This is a genomic window from Anaerophaga thermohalophila str. Valhall, from assembly GCF_000250735.1.
GTDB lineage: Bacteria > Bacteroidota > Bacteroidia > Bacteroidales > Marinilabiliaceae > Anaerophaga > Anaerophaga thermohalophila_A.
Genome location: NZ_AHZV01000157.1, coordinates 1 through 18,215 on the forward strand (window position 1 = coordinate 1; position 18,215 = coordinate 18,215).

General features: G+C 41.9%; 20 protein-coding genes and 1 tRNA gene. 5 read left to right on the forward strand and 16 right to left on the reverse strand.

Features of this window, described 5'->3' with window-relative positions; translation table 11 throughout:
* Positions 1-212: 212 nt before the first annotated feature.
* From pyrI to OQ5_RS23200, 3 genes are all read right to left on the reverse strand, one after another.
* Entirely contained in the window at positions 213-677 is a 465-nt protein-coding gene (gene pyrI / locus OQ5_RS0108305; protein ID WP_016777044.1) for an aspartate carbamoyltransferase regulatory subunit, read from the reverse strand.
* A gap of 296 nt (positions 678-973) precedes the next feature.
* Entirely contained in the window at positions 974-1,882 is a 909-nt protein-coding gene (pyrB, locus tag OQ5_RS0108310) for an aspartate carbamoyltransferase (RefSeq protein WP_026055182.1), read from the reverse strand.
* 191 nt (positions 1,883-2,073) lie between these two features.
* Positions 2,074-2,277 carry a hypothetical protein gene (locus OQ5_RS23200; protein WP_141638865.1) on the reverse strand — a complete coding sequence of 68 codons (204 nt, stop codon included), beginning with the start codon at positions 2,275-2,277 and terminating at the stop codon, positions 2,074-2,076.
* Between the two features lie 43 nt (positions 2,278-2,320).
* On the opposite strand from OQ5_RS23200, the gene OQ5_RS0108320 reads away from it, so the two are divergent.
* Complete coding sequence (locus OQ5_RS0108320; RefSeq protein WP_016777047.1) at positions 2,321-3,025, forward strand: SAM-dependent methyltransferase; 705 nt, start codon at positions 2,321-2,323, stop codon at positions 3,023-3,025.
* Between the two features lie 33 nt (positions 3,026-3,058).
* Here OQ5_RS0108320 and OQ5_RS21945 read toward each other — a convergent pair whose 3' ends face one another.
* The 4 genes from OQ5_RS21945 to OQ5_RS0108335 all read right to left on the reverse strand — a co-directional run bounded on the left by OQ5_RS21945 (position 3,059) and on the right by OQ5_RS0108335 (position 6,389).
* Positions 3,059-4,177, reverse strand: a complete 1,119-nt coding sequence (locus OQ5_RS21945; RefSeq protein WP_016777048.1) for an NUDIX domain-containing protein — start codon at positions 4,175-4,177, stop codon at positions 3,059-3,061.
* 163 nt (positions 4,178-4,340) lie between these two features.
* Positions 4,341-4,757, reverse strand: a complete 417-nt coding sequence (locus OQ5_RS24485) for a hypothetical protein (RefSeq protein ID WP_255297448.1) — start codon at positions 4,755-4,757, stop codon at positions 4,341-4,343.
* The gene (locus tag OQ5_RS20580; RefSeq protein WP_255297449.1) at positions 4,726-5,439 is read right to left on the reverse strand and encodes a phosphoribosylaminoimidazolesuccinocarboxamide synthase; all 714 of its coding nucleotides are present in this window, start codon (positions 5,437-5,439) and stop codon (positions 4,726-4,728) included. Before OQ5_RS20580 ends, OQ5_RS24485 begins: the two co-directional genes overlap by 32 nt.
* 17 nt (positions 5,440-5,456) lie before the next feature.
* Positions 5,457-6,389 (reverse strand): PhoH family protein, encoded by a 933-nt coding sequence (locus tag OQ5_RS0108335; protein WP_016777049.1) that lies wholly within the window; start codon positions 6,387-6,389, stop codon positions 5,457-5,459.
* Between the two features lie 517 nt (positions 6,390-6,906).
* On the opposite strand from OQ5_RS0108335, the gene OQ5_RS0108340 reads away from it, so the two are divergent.
* Together OQ5_RS0108340 and OQ5_RS0108345 are read left to right on the forward strand one after the other, a co-directional pair.
* On the forward strand, positions 6,907-7,188 hold the full coding sequence (locus OQ5_RS0108340) for a hypothetical protein (protein WP_016777050.1): 282 nt from the start codon (positions 6,907-6,909) through the stop codon (positions 7,186-7,188).
* A 23-nt stretch (positions 7,189-7,211) separates the two neighbouring features.
* Positions 7,212-7,673, forward strand: coding sequence for a DUF4469 domain-containing protein (locus OQ5_RS0108345; protein WP_176694067.1), 462 nt, complete (start codon positions 7,212-7,214; stop codon positions 7,671-7,673).
* A 190-nt stretch (positions 7,674-7,863) separates the two neighbouring features.
* Here the strand turns inward: OQ5_RS0108345 and OQ5_RS0108350 are convergent.
* Positions 7,864-7,937, reverse strand: a tRNA-Pro gene (locus tag OQ5_RS0108350).
* A 109-nt stretch (positions 7,938-8,046) separates the two neighbouring features.
* Between OQ5_RS0108350 and OQ5_RS0108355 the strand changes: the two genes are divergently transcribed.
* Positions 8,047-9,411: a sensor histidine kinase gene (locus tag OQ5_RS0108355; protein WP_016777052.1), complete on the forward strand. Its 1,365-nt coding sequence runs from the start codon at positions 8,047-8,049 to the stop codon at positions 9,409-9,411.
* 50 nt (positions 9,412-9,461) lie between these two features.
* Here the strand turns inward: OQ5_RS0108355 and OQ5_RS0108360 are convergent, their stop codons facing one another.
* From OQ5_RS0108360 to OQ5_RS0108380, 5 genes are all read right to left on the reverse strand, one after another.
* Positions 9,462-10,874, reverse strand: coding sequence for a dicarboxylate/amino acid:cation symporter (locus OQ5_RS0108360; protein WP_016777053.1), 1,413 nt, complete (start codon positions 10,872-10,874; stop codon positions 9,462-9,464).
* A 22-nt stretch (positions 10,875-10,896) separates the two neighbouring features.
* Entirely contained in the window at positions 10,897-11,967 is a 1,071-nt protein-coding gene (aroC, locus tag OQ5_RS0108365) for a chorismate synthase (protein WP_016777054.1), read from the reverse strand.
* 117 nt (positions 11,968-12,084) lie between these two features.
* On the reverse strand, positions 12,085-12,609 hold the full coding sequence (locus OQ5_RS0108370; RefSeq protein WP_016777055.1) for an FKBP-type peptidyl-prolyl cis-trans isomerase: 525 nt from the start codon (positions 12,607-12,609) through the stop codon (positions 12,085-12,087).
* Between the two features lie 94 nt (positions 12,610-12,703).
* Complete coding sequence (locus tag OQ5_RS20585; RefSeq protein WP_016777056.1) at positions 12,704-13,438, reverse strand: cell division ATP-binding protein FtsE; 735 nt, start codon at positions 13,436-13,438, stop codon at positions 12,704-12,706.
* A 239-nt stretch (positions 13,439-13,677) separates the two neighbouring features.
* Positions 13,678-14,874, reverse strand: coding sequence for a pyridoxal phosphate-dependent aminotransferase (locus tag OQ5_RS0108380; protein ID WP_016777057.1), 1,197 nt, complete (start codon positions 14,872-14,874; stop codon positions 13,678-13,680).
* Between the two features lie 445 nt (positions 14,875-15,319).
* Here OQ5_RS0108380 and OQ5_RS0108385 point away from each other — a divergent pair, with 445 nt between their 5' ends.
* Positions 15,320-15,844, forward strand: a complete 525-nt coding sequence (locus OQ5_RS0108385) for a hypothetical protein (protein WP_016777058.1) — start codon at positions 15,320-15,322, stop codon at positions 15,842-15,844.
* A gap of 272 nt (positions 15,845-16,116) precedes the next feature.
* On the opposite strand, the gene OQ5_RS0108390 is transcribed toward OQ5_RS0108385, so the two are convergent.
* Genes OQ5_RS0108390 through OQ5_RS24495 form a run of 3 tightly spaced genes read right to left on the reverse strand, consistent with a single transcriptional unit; the run spans position 16,117 to position 17,814 of the window.
* A complete protein-coding gene (locus OQ5_RS0108390) occupies positions 16,117-17,316 on the reverse strand; it encodes an FprA family A-type flavoprotein (protein WP_016777059.1) in 1,200 nt (399 codons plus the stop codon).
* Positions 17,317-17,335: 19 nt separating this feature from the next.
* Positions 17,336-17,593 (reverse strand): SPOR domain-containing protein, encoded by a 258-nt coding sequence (locus OQ5_RS24490; protein ID WP_016777060.1) that lies wholly within the window; start codon positions 17,591-17,593, stop codon positions 17,336-17,338.
* Between the two features lie 32 nt (positions 17,594-17,625).
* Complete coding sequence (locus OQ5_RS24495; RefSeq protein ID WP_255297450.1) at positions 17,626-17,814, reverse strand: hypothetical protein; 189 nt, start codon at positions 17,812-17,814, stop codon at positions 17,626-17,628.
* Positions 17,815-18,215: the final 401 nt, after the last annotated feature.

Below are 18,215 nucleotides of genomic sequence, written 5' to 3' on the forward strand. Positions count from 1 at the left end.
GAACTCCCGAAAGCTTGTTGCACCCCTGCATGAAGGTTTCGGAAAAGCCCGAAGACTAATCCGGGGCAAATCAGGTGTTGTCCAACAACGTTCTACCTTCCTGCCTTTCCACTCTTCTTCCTTGCGATCCTTTTCCCGCATCCAGCGTCAAAGGCCACTATATGAGGCCATCTCTATCCCCCATGCCCTCTGCCCTATGCCCTCTGTCCCATTCACGAAGCTTCAAATCTTAGTTCTTCCTGCGTGGTAATTTTTTCGCAATAGTGGCATCTTAAGGCAACATCTTTTTTGTTAACAACTTTAAAGTGAGTAGTAACGGCTTCGTTGTTTGTAATACATTTGGGGTTAAAACATTTCACAATTCCCACAATGGTATCTGGAATGGTTACGTCTCTTTTCTCAACCACCTGATAGTTTTTTATTACATTCAGCCGGGCATGAGGGGCCACCAACGAAATTTTATTTATTTCGTTATCCTCAAAAAATACCTCCGAAACTTTTATTATGGCTTTTCGTCCCAGTTTTTTGCTGTCGAGGTTGGCTCCGAAAGTTACCTGAGTCGTAATTTTATCAAGCCCAAGGATGGTAATTACTTTAAACAGGTTATCCGAAGGAATGTGATCGATGACTGTTCCGTTTTCGATCGCACTTACTTTCAGTTCTTTATTGTGTACCATAGTTATATTTCCATTTTTAAGTCAATACCTCAGAATAATAGATTGTTAGATTGTTAGATCATTAGATTTTTAGATATAAGATGCTCCATAAACTATTTCAGACATTTGCCAATGAAACGAGCATGGCAAAGTTTGCCACAAAAGGAACATATATAAGTTCTTGCATGCGAGTTCCATCAGACCAATAACTTAGACTAATTCTATACTGATGAAAGGTTTACATAGCAGATGGCAAAACCACCATTCTTTCATTAATAAAAACTTTGCGCCTTTGCGTTTAGGCATTATTTAACCCTCTATTTGTATCCCATCACAACTGCAATGAGTGCCATTCGTGTAAAGACGCCGTTTCTGGCCTGATCGAAATAATAAGCTTTGGGACTGCTATCCACATCGGTATGGATTTCGTTAACCCGGGGAAGCGGATGCAGCACACGCATATTGTCTTTGGTCTTATTAAGCATGTTTTTCCTCAACACATACGCATTCTTTACTCTTTCATATTCCATGGGATCGGAAAAACGCTCTTTTTGAACACGTGTCATATAAATGACATCGGCCTCATCAATAATTTCCGACAATTCACCATGTTCATAATAAGGGATGCCATGTTCTTCGAGGAAGAGTTTGTATTCTCTTGGCATTCTGAGTTCCTCGGGAGAGACAAAATGGAACGTGGGATTAAAATTTGACATTGCCATAAGTAAAGAATGGACAGTGCGGCCATACTTTAAGTCTCCTACAAGAAAAATGTCGAGATTTTCCAGTTTGCCCTGCGTTTTCCTGATCGAGTAAAGATCAAGCATGGTTTGTGTCGGATGCTGATTGGCACCGTCCCCGGCATTGATAACCGGCACGGATGATTGCTCCGAAGCATATCGGGCACTGCCTTCGAGCGGATGTCGCATGACAATCAGATCGGCGTAGCGGCTCACCATCTGAATGGTATCTTTCAGGCTCTCACCTTTAGTGGTTGAAGAGGATGCCGAATCAGAAAATCCGACCACCCTGCCGCCTAAACGATTGATGGCAGTTTCGAAACTCAATCTTGTCCGGGTTGAGGGTTCAAAAAAAAGACTGCCAACCACCTTCCCTTCCAGTAAGGGTTGGTTGGTGTCCGACTCAAATTCTTCAGCAACATCCAATACATGAAGAATTTCCTCGCGACTGAAATCATTGATGGAGATAAGACTCCGGTTTTTCATCTGAAGCATGGATTCTTTTTATGTGTGGTTTAAAAAATATGGTTAAATCAAAGCACAAAAAAAGACCCGGCCAAAAAAAGCCAGGTCTTTAATAAATATTTTGAATAGCGAAAAACGGAAAAACCTGCATGTTTGAAAAGTGATTCTTCGCTTTTCACCAGTAATATGTGGATTCCCTATTTCCCGATGTGTTAACATATCGGGACAAAATTACATTTTTTCCCCGATAATGTAAAGATTATTCTGCAATTGCTGGTGAGATGACGAGCTGACAAGCTGGTGAGCTGATGAGCTGATGAGGGAATACCACACTTACCATCCAACCCTTCCACCCTTCTGCCATTCTGCCATTCTACCCTTCTTACCCTCTGCCCCATGCCCTCTGCCCTCTGCATTTCTCTCTCAAAATTGCTACTTTTGCAGAAAATCCAATAACCTATGCAAGGAAAACTTTATTTGATACCGAATCATCTTGGTAATGAACAAACAAACTTTACCATACCCTCCGATGTAGCTAAGGTGACCTGCAGGTTGCGTCATTTTATTGTGGAAAATTTAAGAACGGCACGACGTTATCTCAGACTGCTTGATCCCCAAATGGACATTGACAATTCTACATTTTTTGTGCTCGATAAACATACAAAACCCAAAGAATATGCCTCATTCCTGGAACCAATTATGCAGGGACACGATACCGGTATTATCTCAGAAGCAGGATGTCCGGGTGTAGCCGATCCCGGAGCCGGGATCGTTAAAATTGCTCATCAAAATGGCATTAAAGTGGTACCATTAACCGGCCCTTCCTCTATTCTTTTAGCCCTTATGGCATCAGGGTTGAACGGCCAAAATTTTGCCTTCAACGGGTACCTTCCCATAGAAAAAAATGAGCGTTCTAAAGCTTTGAAACAATTGGAAAGTCGCAGTGTTAAAGAAAATCAGACACAACTCTTCATTGAAGCTCCCTACCGGAACAATGCAATGGCCAGAGACATACTAAATTATTGCCGTCCCGCGACTTTACTTTGCATCGCCTGTAACATCACACTGCCTGATGAATTTATAGAAACCCGGACTGTTTCGGAATGGAAAGGTAAGCTCCCCGATTTGCATAAGAAACCAACGATGTTTCTGTTACAGGGATAAGTTCTATTTGGCTTATCGGTTGAATAATGGCATTCATCTGACTGCCATTTTTTCTTCAAACATGCCTTTCAGTATATTACCATACCTCCGGTATTCTTCTTCAAAATTAGGTGTCAGCATATTTTTCTCCCTTGCTGCTTCCAGATCGGAAAAAGCCCAGGCCTTGCCACCGTCAAGTTCATTAAAATTCGGGATAATAACGTTATCATGCCATAAAGCAAAAACGAAAACCAGTTCACGTTCAATTTCACTTCGCCAAAGATAACGTCCTAAAAAAATTGCATTATCAGGCTTAATCCCAATCTCTTCCATTGCTTCTTTCCTAAGCGCTGTTTGTATGTCTTCCCCTTTTGATACATGTCCGCCGACCGCAGTATCCCATTTTCCGGGTTGAACAGTTTTGTGCCCGGGGCGCTTTTGAAGCCACAAGCCATCAGGCGTAATAACCTGAAGATGAACCACCGGGTGAAGCCAGTTGGTTTTACCACTATGTACTACACTACGCGGTGCATGTCCCTGCACTTTTCCTTCTTCATCAACTATAGGCAACCACTCTTTGCGGCTCCACTTTTCTTTACGTTGCCTGTTTTTCAGCCATGAAATTAAAAGCATCAGAACAACAACCACGTAGAAACCGGGTCCGCTAATGGCAGCCCACCAGGCATGTGGCAGCCAGAGCGCTGAAGCCAACGTAATAAAAGTATGCGCAGCCATCAACCAGAAGAAGACCTTAAGCATTTGCTGCATCAGCCACGACTCAAAAGGCCCGGCAATAAATCCCTTGAAATAGCGCTGACTCATCAGCATAACCAGATTGTGATCTGAAAAGGCAGAATAACCAATTAGCAGCAATATAGCGGCTCCTATAAACACCGGCTTTAATTTAAACAGCAATGCATTATCAAAAAGAAGCGCCAGTCCACCCAGAACAATAAGAAATCCGATGTCAGCGAGAACAAACTTATCGATCCGCTGTTCGCGAAACCAAAACCATAATAATTGAACAACTCCCAGAGCCAATGCTGCTGCCAGACCCGCAGTGGTTCCCCACATCAGTTCTACAACGACGAAAAGGATCAGTGGTAACATGCCCGGCAGTAATTTCCCTGCCAGAGCAAGCTTTCTTTTTGTGTAAAATTTCAAGATGCTCATTAGTGCCTGTCTATAAACTTGCAAAAATTTTCACAAACTGTGTGTCTGTTCATAAAGTACCAGTTGCAAGGCTTGCGAAGCCGCCAAAACCGGAGTTTACTTTTCGTAAATGAGGATTTTGGCAGCGAGCGTAACACAGCAAATGGTACTTTATGGACAGACACTAATTAATGGCACGCGAATGATACAGATGAAACTGATTTTCGCGGATAATCTCCGCTCTAATCCGCCATATCCGTGTCATCTGTGTTCTATTTCGGTAATTCGGTTTTAACTTAATCTTACTTTTTGGACACTCTTGTAAGTTTATTCTAAAATGCGATTCAGATATTCGGTCACATTTTTTCTCAATCCGGGAGGCAACGTCTTCGGCTTTGGCCTTTTGGAAGGTTTCTCCGGTAATCTTTTCATAAAGCTCGATGTAACGCTCCGATACCCTGGCAATATAATCATCCGACATTTCAGGTACATTCTGCCCTTCCTTACCCTGGAAACCGTTCTCGATCAGCCACTGGCGAACAAACTCCTTCGACAGCTGATGCTGGGGTTCACCGTTTTTCAGTACGGTTTTCGTATCCATCGGCATAAAAATAACGCGATGAATCGGGGGTATGAATTTCATCGATCAGGTAAATTTTGCCGTCTTTTTTCCCGAACTCATATTTTGTATCGACCAGGATAAGTCCTTTCTCAGCAGCCATTTCGGTGCCCCGCTGAAACAGGTCTTTAGTATATTTTTCCAATTGAATGTAATCCTCTTCCTTAACCAGCCCCTGCCTCAATATTTCCTCGCGTGAAATATCTTCATCGTGCCCTACAGTGGCCTTGGTGGTGGGTGTGATAAGCGGTTCTTCAAACTTTTGGTTCTCCACCATCCCTTCGGGTAATGGATTTCCGCACAACTTACGTTTTCCTGCTTTGTATTCCCGCCAGGCGTGACCCGTGAGATAACCGCGTATTACCATTTCTACCTTGAATGGTTCACAATAATGTCCGACAGTTACCATAGGATCGGGAGTGGCCACTTTCCAGTTGGGAACAATATCGGCAGTGGCATCCAGAAATTTGGAGGCAATCTGGTTTAGTACCTGTCCTTTAAAAGGTATTCCCCTGGGCAACACAACATCGAAAGCCGAGATACGATCGGAAACAACCATGACCAGAAACTCGTCATCAATGTTGTAAACATCACGAACTTTCCCTTTGTAAACTTCTTTCTGACGGGGAAAACTGAAATTGGTTTCTACAATAGCGTTTTGCATAGATCAAAAATATATGGTTATTCTTTTTCGTAAGCTTCAACTATGTCCTGCACTAACCGGTGACGAACAATATCTTTAACTGAAAATTTGATACGCTCAATGCCATCAATGCCTTTCAGTATTCGCATTGCCTGCACCAGACCTGAAGTCAGCGGGTTGGGAAGATCAATCTGCGTGATGTCGCCCGTAACCACAAACTTGGCGCTTGTTCCCATTCTGGTGAGAAACATTTTCAGCTGATTGGTAGTTGTATTCTGTGCCTCATCCAGAATTACAAATGCATTGTTAAGTGTTCTTCCTCTCATGTATGCCAGGGGCGCAATCTGAATGGTTCCGTTTTCCATATACTCCTTAAGCTTCACCGCCGGAATCATATCCTGCAGGGCGTCATACAGCGGCTGAAGATACGGATCTATCTTCTCTTTCATATCACCCGGCAGAAACCCCAGTTTTTCGCCGGCCTCGACTGCAGGGCGGCTGAGTATGATACGACGCACCACTCTGTTTTTCAAAGCCCTGACAGCAAGTGCGATGGCGGTGTAGGTTTTTCCCGATCCGGCAGGGCCGACGGCAAACATCAGATCATTGTTTTCATAAGCCTCCACCAGTTTACGCTGATTTTCCGTACGGGCCTTTATCGGTTTTCCGCTGACACCAAACAGAATAATGTCATCGGGATTCCCGGGCTGAGAAACTTTTTTCCCTGATAAAATATTATTAATCGAATCCTCAGTTAATACATTATAACGCTCATAATGTTCAAGCAATTGATTGATCTTTTCTTCAAAATCTGCCACTTCTGCGGCATCACCCATCGCTTTTAACCAATTGCCCCTTGCAACAATCCTCAGTTTTGGAAATCTGGATTTAATCAGATCCAGTTTGGTGTTTTTCACGCCCAAAAACTCTATCAGATCAACCGATTCAAGATAAATTAGCTTTTCTATCATACACGTTTTATGGTACTCTTTTTACTATATGCAAATTAACAACAATTTGAGGAAATAGAACAGAAAAGCTGCTTTGAGATTTTTGTGTTAAGATGATTTTAATGCAGAAAAATTGATCGATAGGGCAAAAGATTTTTAGAATATTAGTTTTTAAGCTGCAAGATGAATCGTATAATGCTGTAAGAATTGTTGATATTATGGGGTATCACGTCACAAAACAGGAGGCAATAGCGTTTTTTTGCCGGATCAATGAAACGAGCATGGCAAGATTTGTCACAACAAGAACCTGTATAAGTTCTTGCATGCGAGTTCTATTCGACCTTAATAAACAAATATTATACGAATAAATTACATGATAAGACTTCTTTGATTATCACAACAAATAAGTCTCCCAAAGATTGGGGCAAATTCCACGAGGATAACGTGATTATTACCGCCATTCCTGACAATTTGTAAACGAGGCATCCTTATTAAAAAATTTATATCTTTAATTCTAATTTAAGAAAAAATTACGGCTATGGCATTTTATTATTTCGAAAAACAAGATCCAAAGAATCCAGCTAAAAAGATTCGACAATATTTTGCCGACGATGTCGTTGATGCGGATGATATAATTTACAAACTACCAGGAGGTATTGAAAACTACACCAAAATGAAACAGGTCATGGGGATACTGAAAGACCCCATGAAAGATACTTTTCTGAAGAACATTTCGATCAAAACGAACAGGGGTTTTAGCTTTATTCCCAATTTAAAAAATCAAAGTACCAGGATCCGGAACTGGCAAAAATCGATATGAGCAACTCCCCTATTGATGTCAAAGTGATACCTGACGATCCCGAAACATTTAGTAAAGGGCAACAGCACATAAAAGTGGAAGGGCAACACATACCAGAAGACGCACGGATAGATAAATTGATTGATTTTGATGCACTGCCGAAATTCACCGAGCTAAAAGAGGAAAATTTTCAACACTACAAAAAAGTGGAAGAAGAAATGCCTTCTCTTGATAAAATCCAAAGAGGGATGAAAGTTAAGATTTTAGGAGCCCATTTAAAAATACTCCCTACCGATAAAAAGGATCACGGTTTCTTTCTTGAAAATGAAGCAGGAAAACAATTAGAACTAACTGATTTTTTAGAAGTAAACTCAACTTCCGTTTTGCTCCTGTCTGTGCCTAAAGATTTGCCAACAGGTTGGTATAAAATTCGTATCAAATCAGGTTGGTATGCTGATGACACGGTTATCAGGAATGGGAAAAGCAGTCCCTTTCTGGTAGTTTAAGTATTGATACCAATAAATTTTTAAATAGGAAGGATATAATAAAGATATAATTATGCATATATAAATTTATGGAAAACCCTACAACTCAATTCAGGAAAAGAAAGCGATGATTTTTCATTAAAAAAGCCGCATGAACACCAATGTTCATGCGGCTTTTACATTATCTTCCGGTCTTAGAAATTTTGACCAGTCGGGGTGGCCGGATTCGAACCGACGACCTCGTCGTCCCGAACGACGCGCGCTACCGGCCTGCGCTACACCCCGCATTGCATTGCTTTTAATTCGGCCACAAAAATATGGTTTTTTTACAAAAATGCCTTTACATTTTTAATATATTTTTGGAAATTTGCGCGAGATAAATATTTAGCACTGTATGCTAAAAAGTTATACTCAAAAACTAATCCAAAAGTTATTACTGAAGGAAAGCAACTATTCAGACCACTTTTTCTGTTTAGTTGTTTGTCTTTCCTTCTGTTTTGCATGTGTTGTTACCATTGGAAATTTACTGATTGGCATCCCCAAAGAAGTCTCTTTTTGGAGTGGCGGGGTTGCTTTAATATTTCTTATTGTTCTTTTTCTTTACAAGCAGAACAACAAAAAGCTTCAGTTTTTAGGGAGAATGCTCTTCTTTCTTTCTTCTATTGCTGCACTCAATGCACTCTGGATTTTTAACGGAGGCTCAATGAGTCCTACACCGGCCACTTTTATAGTTTTCATGGCCCTTATTGTTTATCTTAACCCGAAACCCGGTGCTTCGGTTATCTCTGTTTTGATTGGAATAAACATTGTAATATTACTTCTGATTGAATGGAAATATCCACAACTAATACAACCATATTTCTCAGATAAACAAAGAATTTTGGATCATATCATCGCCATGGCTTTTCTTTTCACCACAGCCATTCCCGCTTTAGCCTATGCCAGGAAAGTTATTGTAAAAGAAAAGGAACAGGCAGAAAGAGATAATAAGCAAAAATCTGCCTACCTTGCCAATATGAGCCATGAAATACGCACACCCATGAATGCCATTGTGGGTTTTGCCGAGCTTTTACAACATCCCGACATAGAAAAGGAAGAACAGCAGGAATATATTTATATTATAAGGCAAAACAGCGACCTTCTGCTTAATATGATCAACAACATTCTTGATCTTTCCAAGCTGGAAGCAAACCTGATCAATATAAAACCGGCAAAATTTTGCCTGAACTCGCTTTTAACACAGGTTTACAATGCGCACATCAACCAGGCACGTAAGAGAGGTATTTACCTGGAAAAAGACCTGCCCGACGATTTAAGAACTGCAGTTATAGAAATTGACCGGACATTACTGTTTGAAGTTTTCTCCAACCTTATTACCAACGCGCTGAAAGTAACTTCCGAAGGCGATGTGAGGTTCGGAGTTCGCAGGAAAAAAGAGAAGCTCAGCTTTTTTGTCTTCGACACGGGACCGGGCATTCCGAAAGAACAACAAAAAAAGATTTTCGAGCGTTTCAGCCAGCTTGATAACGGTCATTCATCCCGTAATAGTACCGGTGGAGTTGGATTAGGCCTCTCTATTTGCAAAGCTATTGTAAAATTATTAGGTGGAGAATTAACCCTCTATTCGGAGGAAAATAAAGGATCAACATTCTTGTTTTCATTTTCGCAGGAGATACTTAAATTCCACAGCAATCAGTGTTTCAGGGAAGAAAACATTGAGCTTTTCAGCGAACCTGAAACATCTTTTCGTCAAAATTAAATCGTGCTCCATTCAATTCTGTAAAGCTAACAACGTACCTTGCTCATCCTTTACTCTTCAGGCGAAGGAGCCAGATTTGATGTTTTATCGACCAGGGAGCAAACCGTTGCATCGCCCGTAACGTTCACCACGGTTCTCAGCATATCCAGTATCCGGTCTACCGGTAATATAATACCTATCCATGCGGGATTCAGGCCCACTGAACTCAGTACAACCATGAGCATTATCACGCCTGCGCTGGGAATTGCCGCTGCACCGATGCTTGCCAATGTTGCAGTCAGCACAACAGTCATTTGCTGCCCTATGCTCAAATCGACCATGTGCATCTGCGCAAGAAAGACCACGGCGACTGCCTGATAAAGACTTGTTCCATCCATATTTACCGTAGCACCAATGGGCAGCACAAAACTTGAAATGCGTTTATCGACTTTCAGGGTTTCTTCAACACATTCTATCGTCACCGGCAAAGTTGCGGCACTGCTGCTTGTTGTAAATGCCAACATCTGAGCCGGACTTATGCCTTTAAGAAAATCTTTAAAGGAGAGCCCCCTGACAAAGATTCCCATGAAAGAAGGATATATTACGAAAGCCATAATAAACAACCCGCCTACCACCACCAATACGTACCATGTAAGACCTTTAAACAGCTCCAGCACATGAGCGGGATTATCGCCTGCCATCTGGTTGACCATTCCCGCCATCAGAGCAAAGACAAAAAACGGGGCGGCTTTCATTATTATCTCAACCATTTTCAGGAACACTTCTGCCACGGCATCCAGTCCCCCTTTTAACCGGGATGATTTTTCCCCGGGTACAAACAAGATGGCGATTCCGAAAAATATTCCGAAAAAAATGACCTGCAACATGTTTCGATTATCACTCAAACTCAAAAATATGTTGCCGGGTACCATCTCTTCAAGAAAAACAAGTGGCCCTTCATCACCGGCCTTTTGAGCCGTTTCGAGGCGTGTTCTTACCTCTTCGGTTTGTTCGAAACCCCGTCTTGAAGCAACATCGTCAAGAATACCGGCATAAGCCGAATCCCTGGAAAACCAACGTCCGTCTTTTGGAGTAAGTCCCTGCTCGTTAAGCCACAACTCATATCCCAGACGGTTTTCTATCCTTACATCTGAATCAAGACTTTTGCCAGGTGCAATGATGTTGACTAAAAGAAGACCAATGGAAACTGCAATTGCAGTAGTCGCAAGATATAGAAGCAGCGTTTTTCCTCCCAGTTTCCCAAGGTCTTTCGGGTTTCCCAGGCTCACAATCCCTCCAATAATGGAAAACAAAACCAGAGGGACCGCAATTAATTTAAGCAAATCAATAAAAATGCGGCCCCAGGGTGCAATCCAGTTTTCAGTAAAGTCAGTCCATCCAAACCAACTACTTAAAACTGCCCATAAAATTCCAAGTACAAGACCTGTTATGATTTTCCAGTGTAACGGTAGCTTCTTTAGCATTTGAAAGATTTTACAAGTGGACTCATTTATAGGTTTTGTTCATCAACCATGCATCAGCCAAAACCATGGCAGCCATGGCCTCAACAATCGGGACAGCACGTGGCACAACGCATGGATCATGACGCCCTCTTGCCTTCATAACCACTTCGTTACCACTCTTATCAACGGTGTTTTGGTCTTTAAGAATAGTAGCAACAGGCTTAAAAGCTACTCTGAAAATAATATCTTCACCATTTGAAATACCGCCCTGTATGCCTCCAGATCGATTCGTTTTTGCCTTTATTTGCCCGTTTTCGTTAATAAATTCATCATTGTGCTGCGATCCCCGCATTGAAGCTGCCTGAAAGCCCATGCCATATTCAAATCCTTTTACCGCATTTATCGACAGCATTGCCTGTCCCAGTTTGGCATGCAGTTTATCAAAGACGGGATCACCGAGACCGGCAGGGACATTTTTAATAATGCAACTTACAACACCACCAACAGAATCTTTCTCTTCCCGGATATTATCGATGTATTCAATCATTTGCTGTGCAATCTTTTGATCGGGACAACGGACCGGGGTTGACTCAATGGAAGACAGATCGGATGGTATTGCGGGCAGTTCTATCTCGCCAACCTGCGATACGAAAGCTGTAACTTCAAGTCCGGTTTCACGCAGCATCAGTTTGGCCACGGCTCCTGCAACCACTCTTGCAATGGTTTCCCTTGCCGAAGCTCTCCCGCCGCCGCGGTGATCGCGAATACCATATTTGGCATCATAAGTATAATCGGCGTGCGAAGGGCGATATAAATTTTTAAGATTATCGTAATCGCCCGATTTCTGATCCTTGTTCCAGATGGCAAACGCAAGAGGGGTTCCGGTTGTCCTGCCATCAAAAACGCCGGACAAGAATTCCACCTGGTCTTTTTCATCACGTGGTGTGGTTATTTTCGATTGGCCGGGCCGACGCCGATCCAATTCACGCTGAATAAAATCCATATCGAGTAACAGCCCTGGCCTGACACCCTCAATTATACCACCGATTCCTTTTCCATGAGATTCACCGAATGAAGTCAGCTTAAATAAGCTACCGAAAGTATTTCCTGCCATCTTTATTATTTTTTAATGTCAATAGTGCGGTAAAAATAGCTGATCAGATAAACATGAGCAAAAAAAAGGTGCTTCATCACCAGTGAAACACCTTTTCTTTAGAATTATCTTGTTTTGTCAGCAGCTACAACCATCACCGCAATTGCCTGAACTGCATCCGCCTCCGACGGCTTCAACCAGTTCCTGCTCTGTGGCTTCACGTACTTCAAGTACCTGACCTGAGAAATGGAGGTCATCTCCAGCAAGGGGATGATTAAAATCCATTTTCACGGTATTGTCGGTTACTTCGAGTACCATTCCGTTCAGCCGGTTACCATTGGCATCCTGCATCGGGATCATATTACCTATCTTAAGCAGCGATTCATCAATCTGCCCGTTGACTTCAAAAATATTCTTCGGCAGATCAACAATAGCATCAGTATTAACTTCACCATAAGCCTCATGAGATTTAAGTTCAAAATCGAAGTTGTCGCCTTCTTTAAGGCCTTCCAGCTTGTTTTCGAACATCTCAATCATTTTACCGGTTCCAAAAACGAATTGAAGTGGATTGCTTTCGCCGGTTTCCTCAATTAAATCACCTTCGGCACCATTGAGACGCAATTGATATGAAAGCGATACAAATTTGTTTCTTGCAATTTCCATTCTGATTAACTTTTTGTTTTGTTTTGATTGAGTTGCAAAGTAACAGAGATTTTGACTCTAAATCAAATTCACGACCTAAAAAATTATCTAATCTTCACTCAATCAACTGGTCGAAATCAATTTCTTCGGTGGCCGACTCGGTTAAACGGGTATTCTCGCATCGAATGGTTCTTCCCGGAAATTTTTTGATTAACCCGTAATTGTGGGTTGCCATAACAACGGTTTTTCCATCACGACAGATGGAGTGAAGAAGTTCCAGCAAATCATCTGAAGTATCGGGATCAAGATTTCCGGTGGGCTCATCGGCCAGTATCAGGTCGGGCTGATTGAGCAAAGCTCTTGCAATTCCCACGCGTTGTTGTTCGCCTCCGGAAAGCTGATGAGGCATTTTGTAACCTTTGTGCACCATATCTACTTTCGACAGCACATCCCTGACCTGATGATCCATTTCTTTCTGATTCTTCCAGCCGGTGGCTTTCAACACGAAAAGCAGGTTATCATAAACATTCCGGTCGGTCAACAACTGAAAATCCTGAAAAACAATTCCCATCCGTCGCCTCAGATATGGCAATTCACGATTTTTGAGGCTCTTCAGACGATATCCTGCCACAAATCCATATCCGTCATTAAAAGGCAAATCACCATAAAATGTTTTTAACAGGCTGGATTTACCGCTTCCTACACGGCCTATAAGATAAACAAATTCACCGGGTTTTATATGAAGGTTTACATCCCGGAGAATTATGTGTTCTCTCTGACGAACCAATCCATCGTTTATTTCTATAATATTGCCGTGGCTGTTTACAACCGGAAGTGTTTCTTTTCCCATAGTAGCAAAATCTCCATTAATGAGAAAGGTAAAGATAAGACCTGTGTATGACTTATCAAAAACCCTGAAGTTATTTTAGTGCCTGTCTATAAACTCGCAAAAATTTTTACAATATGTGTGTCTGTTCAGAAAGTACCAGTTGCAAGGCTTGCGAAGCCGCCAAAAACGCAGTTTACTTTTCGTAAATGAGTATTTTGGCGGCAAGCGTAACACAGCAAATGGTACTTTATGGACAGACACTATTTTAGTCGGGCCAGTCCTTCTTTAATTCTTTTCATGGCTTCCCTGAGTATTTCATCACTGCTGGCATAAGAAAAACGGATGCACGTATCACAGCCAAAGGCCGTTCCTGTAACCGTTGCTACATGGACTTCTTCGAGAAGATAAAAACTAAGGTCGTTCGAATTATTTATCGTCTTATTCTTATAGCTTTTCCCAAAGAATGAGCTGACATCGGGAAACATATAAAATGCCCCCTCTGGGTTGTTGTTTTTCAGACCGGGAATTTCGTTGGCCAGTTTGACCACAAGATCGCGACGCCTTCTGAAGGCTTTCACCATTTTACGGGTATCGTCCAGCGGTCCGTTTATGGCTGCCAAAGCCGCTTTTTGAGAAATGGTACTGGTGCCGGATGTATACTGCCCCTGCAAACGCGAACAGGCCGATGCAATCCAGTCGGGAGCAGCAATATAGCCCAAACGCCAGCCGGTCATCGCATACCCCTTTGAAACACCATTCACGATAACAACCCTCTCCTGCATTCCCGGGAAAGAAGCAAGCGTATGATGTTTATCTTCATAATTTATGTATTCGTAAATTTCGTCGGATATGACAAAAACCCCCGGATGTCGGGACAAAACTTCTGCCAGACCTTTTAATTCGTCACTGGAGTATACACTTCCGGTTGGATTACAGGGACTGTTTATCAATAACACCCTGGTGCGTGAAGTGATGGCCTCTTCCAATTGCTCAGGGGTGATTTTGAAATCACTGTCTATGTCTGCACTCACAAAAACAGGCTTCCCACCTGCCAATTGAACCATTGCCGGGTAACTCACCCAATAAGGCGCTGGAACAATAACTTCATCCCCTTCATCTACAAGTGAGTAGATGGCATTGGCCAGGGCCTGCTTCCCTCCCGTTGATACAACTATTTGTGAAGGGGTGTATGTCAGGTCATTGTCTCTTTTGAATTTTCGTGCAATAGCCTCTCTTAACTCGGGAATTCCGGGAACAGGCGGATAGTGTGTAAAATCGTCATCGATGGCCTGCTTCCCCGCTTCTTTTATGTGATGCGGGGTGGGAAAATCCGGTTCTCCGACACTCAGATTAATAATGTCGATCCCCTGGTTTTGCAATTCGCGACTCCGTTGCGACATGGCAATGGTTTCTGATTCAGGCAAGCGGGATAGTCGTTCCGATAAATAGGTTCTCATTCGTATAATATTTTATTTTCAGGTCAATTTTCTATAATATGCTTATATGCTGCCAGTCGTTGAGCATCGTAAAAGAAAATTTATGAATAATGCAGGTTAAAAAAGAAAGCTCAAAAATAGGCTTTTTTTCAGTGGTAACAAGTGCCTGAATTATGTTTTGGTAAAAGATTAGTGACACTGAGATTCAAAAAAAATTCGGAAAAAGGCCATTGGAAAATAAAGGTTGATTAGTTTTGTCTGTCCTGATCTATTTAGTGTCTGTCCATAAAGTGCCATTTACTGTGTTACGCTCGTCCGAAAATTACTCATTTACAATAAGTAAACTCCGTATTTTCGGACTTCGCAAGCCTTGTAAATGGCTCTTTCTGAACAGACACATGATAAGTAGGAAACTTTTCCTGCTTTATAGACAGCACTATTTAACCTTTGAAACAAAACAAGAGATATGGAAACAACAGAAATCGTTTGGATTTTGGCTCCCTCAATTATAATAGTTGCATTTACCCTGATTCTGGTCAGGTGGTTTCTAAACCAGGAATCGCGTCGAAGAAAGCAGGAATTTTTGATGAAAACCGGAGAAATCATTCTTAAGCAGAAGCTCCAGGCTTTTGAACGATTTGCTTTGTTCCTGCAAAGAATTTCGCCCGAATCATTGGTTTTAAGAGAACAAAGAAAAGAGATGAACGCTTTTCAGCTTCAAAATCATCTTCTAAAAAGCATCCGCAATGAGTTTAATCACAACATGGCCATGCAAATCTACATCCCGTCCGATACATGGGAACTGATTCGGCAGGCCCGCGAAGAGGTTGCCAGGCTTATTAATACCACCGCAACACAGGTACCTCCGGGTGTGCCATCGTTTGAACTTGGAAGGCGTATTATTGAAGATGCCGGTGAATCTGCTAACCATGCCGTTCGAAAGGCGCTTAACAGTCTGCATAAAAATATAGAAGAAATGGGGTTGCGGTAGGTGCTTGTTGCTGGTTGCTTGTTTGTTCGCTCTGCAAGAATTGGTCGATTGGTCGATTAGTTAATTGGTTAATTGGTTAATTAGTTAATTGGTAATTGATAATTGGTAATTGAAAAATCCGTGTAAATCCATGATATCTGTGGTGCAATTTCTCTCAATCTCAACCTTAACCTCAACCTTAACCTCAATATCAGCCTCAACCTCAAGAAAAAGGCCATCCCCAACAATGCAGGGACAGCCTCGGTCTTAAAGGAAAGGAAAAGAAGCTCTTTTTACTTTCTTTCACTTATCAGCTTTTCAGCTAAATTCTTGCCCAGTATACGGCACTCATCGTATTTTTGTTTCTTTAAAGCGTGTTTTTCTTCAACCGGCTGGCCAACTATCTCCCAATTAAGGGATTCACCGAATTCTTTGAGTTGTTTCGTGGCTGTTCCTGCCCATGTAAAAGACCCCAGGATGCCGAGATAATGATTTTTTACCCCCATGTGCAAAAGTTTGTTGACCAGGGCCTCCATATTGGGATGTAACTTACTGTTGTAAGTCGGACTTGCCAAAACAACACCTTTATATTTAAAAATATCGGAAATAATAAAAGAAGAATGCGTTTTGGAAACATCATATATCCTGATTTCTTTAATGCCTTCTTCAGCCAGGGCACGTGCTGTAACTTCAACCATCTCTTCTGTATTTCCATACATTGAAGCAAAAGCAATAACAACACCTTCATCTGTATCAAAACGGCTCCATCGATCATATAAATCAATCACCTCGTTAATATGACTGCGGATAACGGGGCCGTGAGCAGATGCTATCGTGCTAACAGAAAGTCCTTTAAGTTTTTCGAGGGCTTTCTGAACAGGACTTCCGTATTTACCCACAATATTGGAATAGTAACGGCGCATTTCATCTGCGAAATATGAAAAATCCATCTCATCATCGAATATTCCGCCATCCAATGTGCCGAAACTCCCGAAGGCATCCGCCGAAAAGAGGATTTTCCGGGAAGCCTCATAAGTCACCATAGTTTCGGGCCAGTGCACCATGGGCGCCATATAAAACTGTAGCCTGTGTTTTCCAAGGTCTAATTCATCACCTTCCTTTACTTCGATGATATTGTCGTTAATACCGAAAAAACCTTCGACCATTGGCAGTGTCTTCTTGTTTCCCACGATCCTGATCTGCGGATACAGTTCGCGAATAATGCTGACAGCTCCGGCATGATCGGGCTCCATGTGATTAATTATCAGGTAATCAATGGTCTTATCGCCGATTATGGCGTGTATTTTTTTTAGAAATTTCTCTACCTGCCCTATTTCTATTGTGTCGATAAGGGCTACCTTTTCGTCGTTGATCAGGTATGAATTGTAGGCAACACCACGTGGCAAAGGCCAAATATTCTCGAATAGTTCGGTGCGGCGATCGTTAACACCTACATAATAAATATCATCGGATAAATGAACGGGTTGATACATTTTCTTTTTTTATTTATTGTTATTGTTTTCTGATTAACAGCCATACATCGCTATATTTCGGGTAGTTTCGACGAATGGAGGCAATATTACGGCGAGCCGGTTCTTCATCATTATATGCGGCTACCGACACTCGAAACAGGCCGTTTTCATTTTCAAGAATTACCGGGACAAACCCCTCATCAATGAGCGTGTTTTTGTAGTTCCTGGCATTATCAAGATAACGGAAAGAACCAATGATAACATAATACCGGTAAACATTTTCACTTGTTTCAGTCATATCGACCGACCTCACTTTTTCCTCTCTGACAACTATCTCAGGTTCTTCCGTTTTTCTTCCACTTTTTCTGCTGTAGGCATTTGGTCTTCACGAACCTCAATGCCTTCATTTTTAACGCCATCTGCATAAGGCGATTCATTCATCCTGGATGATCCCCTGCGCAAAGAACCACATGATGCCAACAGCATCATGATTAGTCCTAATATGAATATTCTTCTCATCAGCATAAAGTTTGTCTAAGTTATTGCTCTGACGGAACTCGTCCCTCCCTGCCCCGATTTATCGGGGTGTGATCGGGGCTTGTTTCGTCATGATTTTTCTTACATCTGAAAAACTAACCATATACGCTCATAACAAAAACTTTGCGTCATGGTTTCTCAGCGTTTATTTCTTCTAAACAGACTATTGTTTCAGGAAACGGCACCAAAATTGCAAAAAAAATCAGTGGAATCAAATAAAAAAGATAGTGTTGTCATTGACAGGAAAAACCTATTTTTGCTGCCTGAAATATGAATCCAGATTTTTCGATAACCAGGATCAGAGGCACTGTTTTTGCTCCATCATTGGTTTGGAGTAAATACCCTCAGATCAATGAGTAATGAGTGTGGTATAAAAAGACATA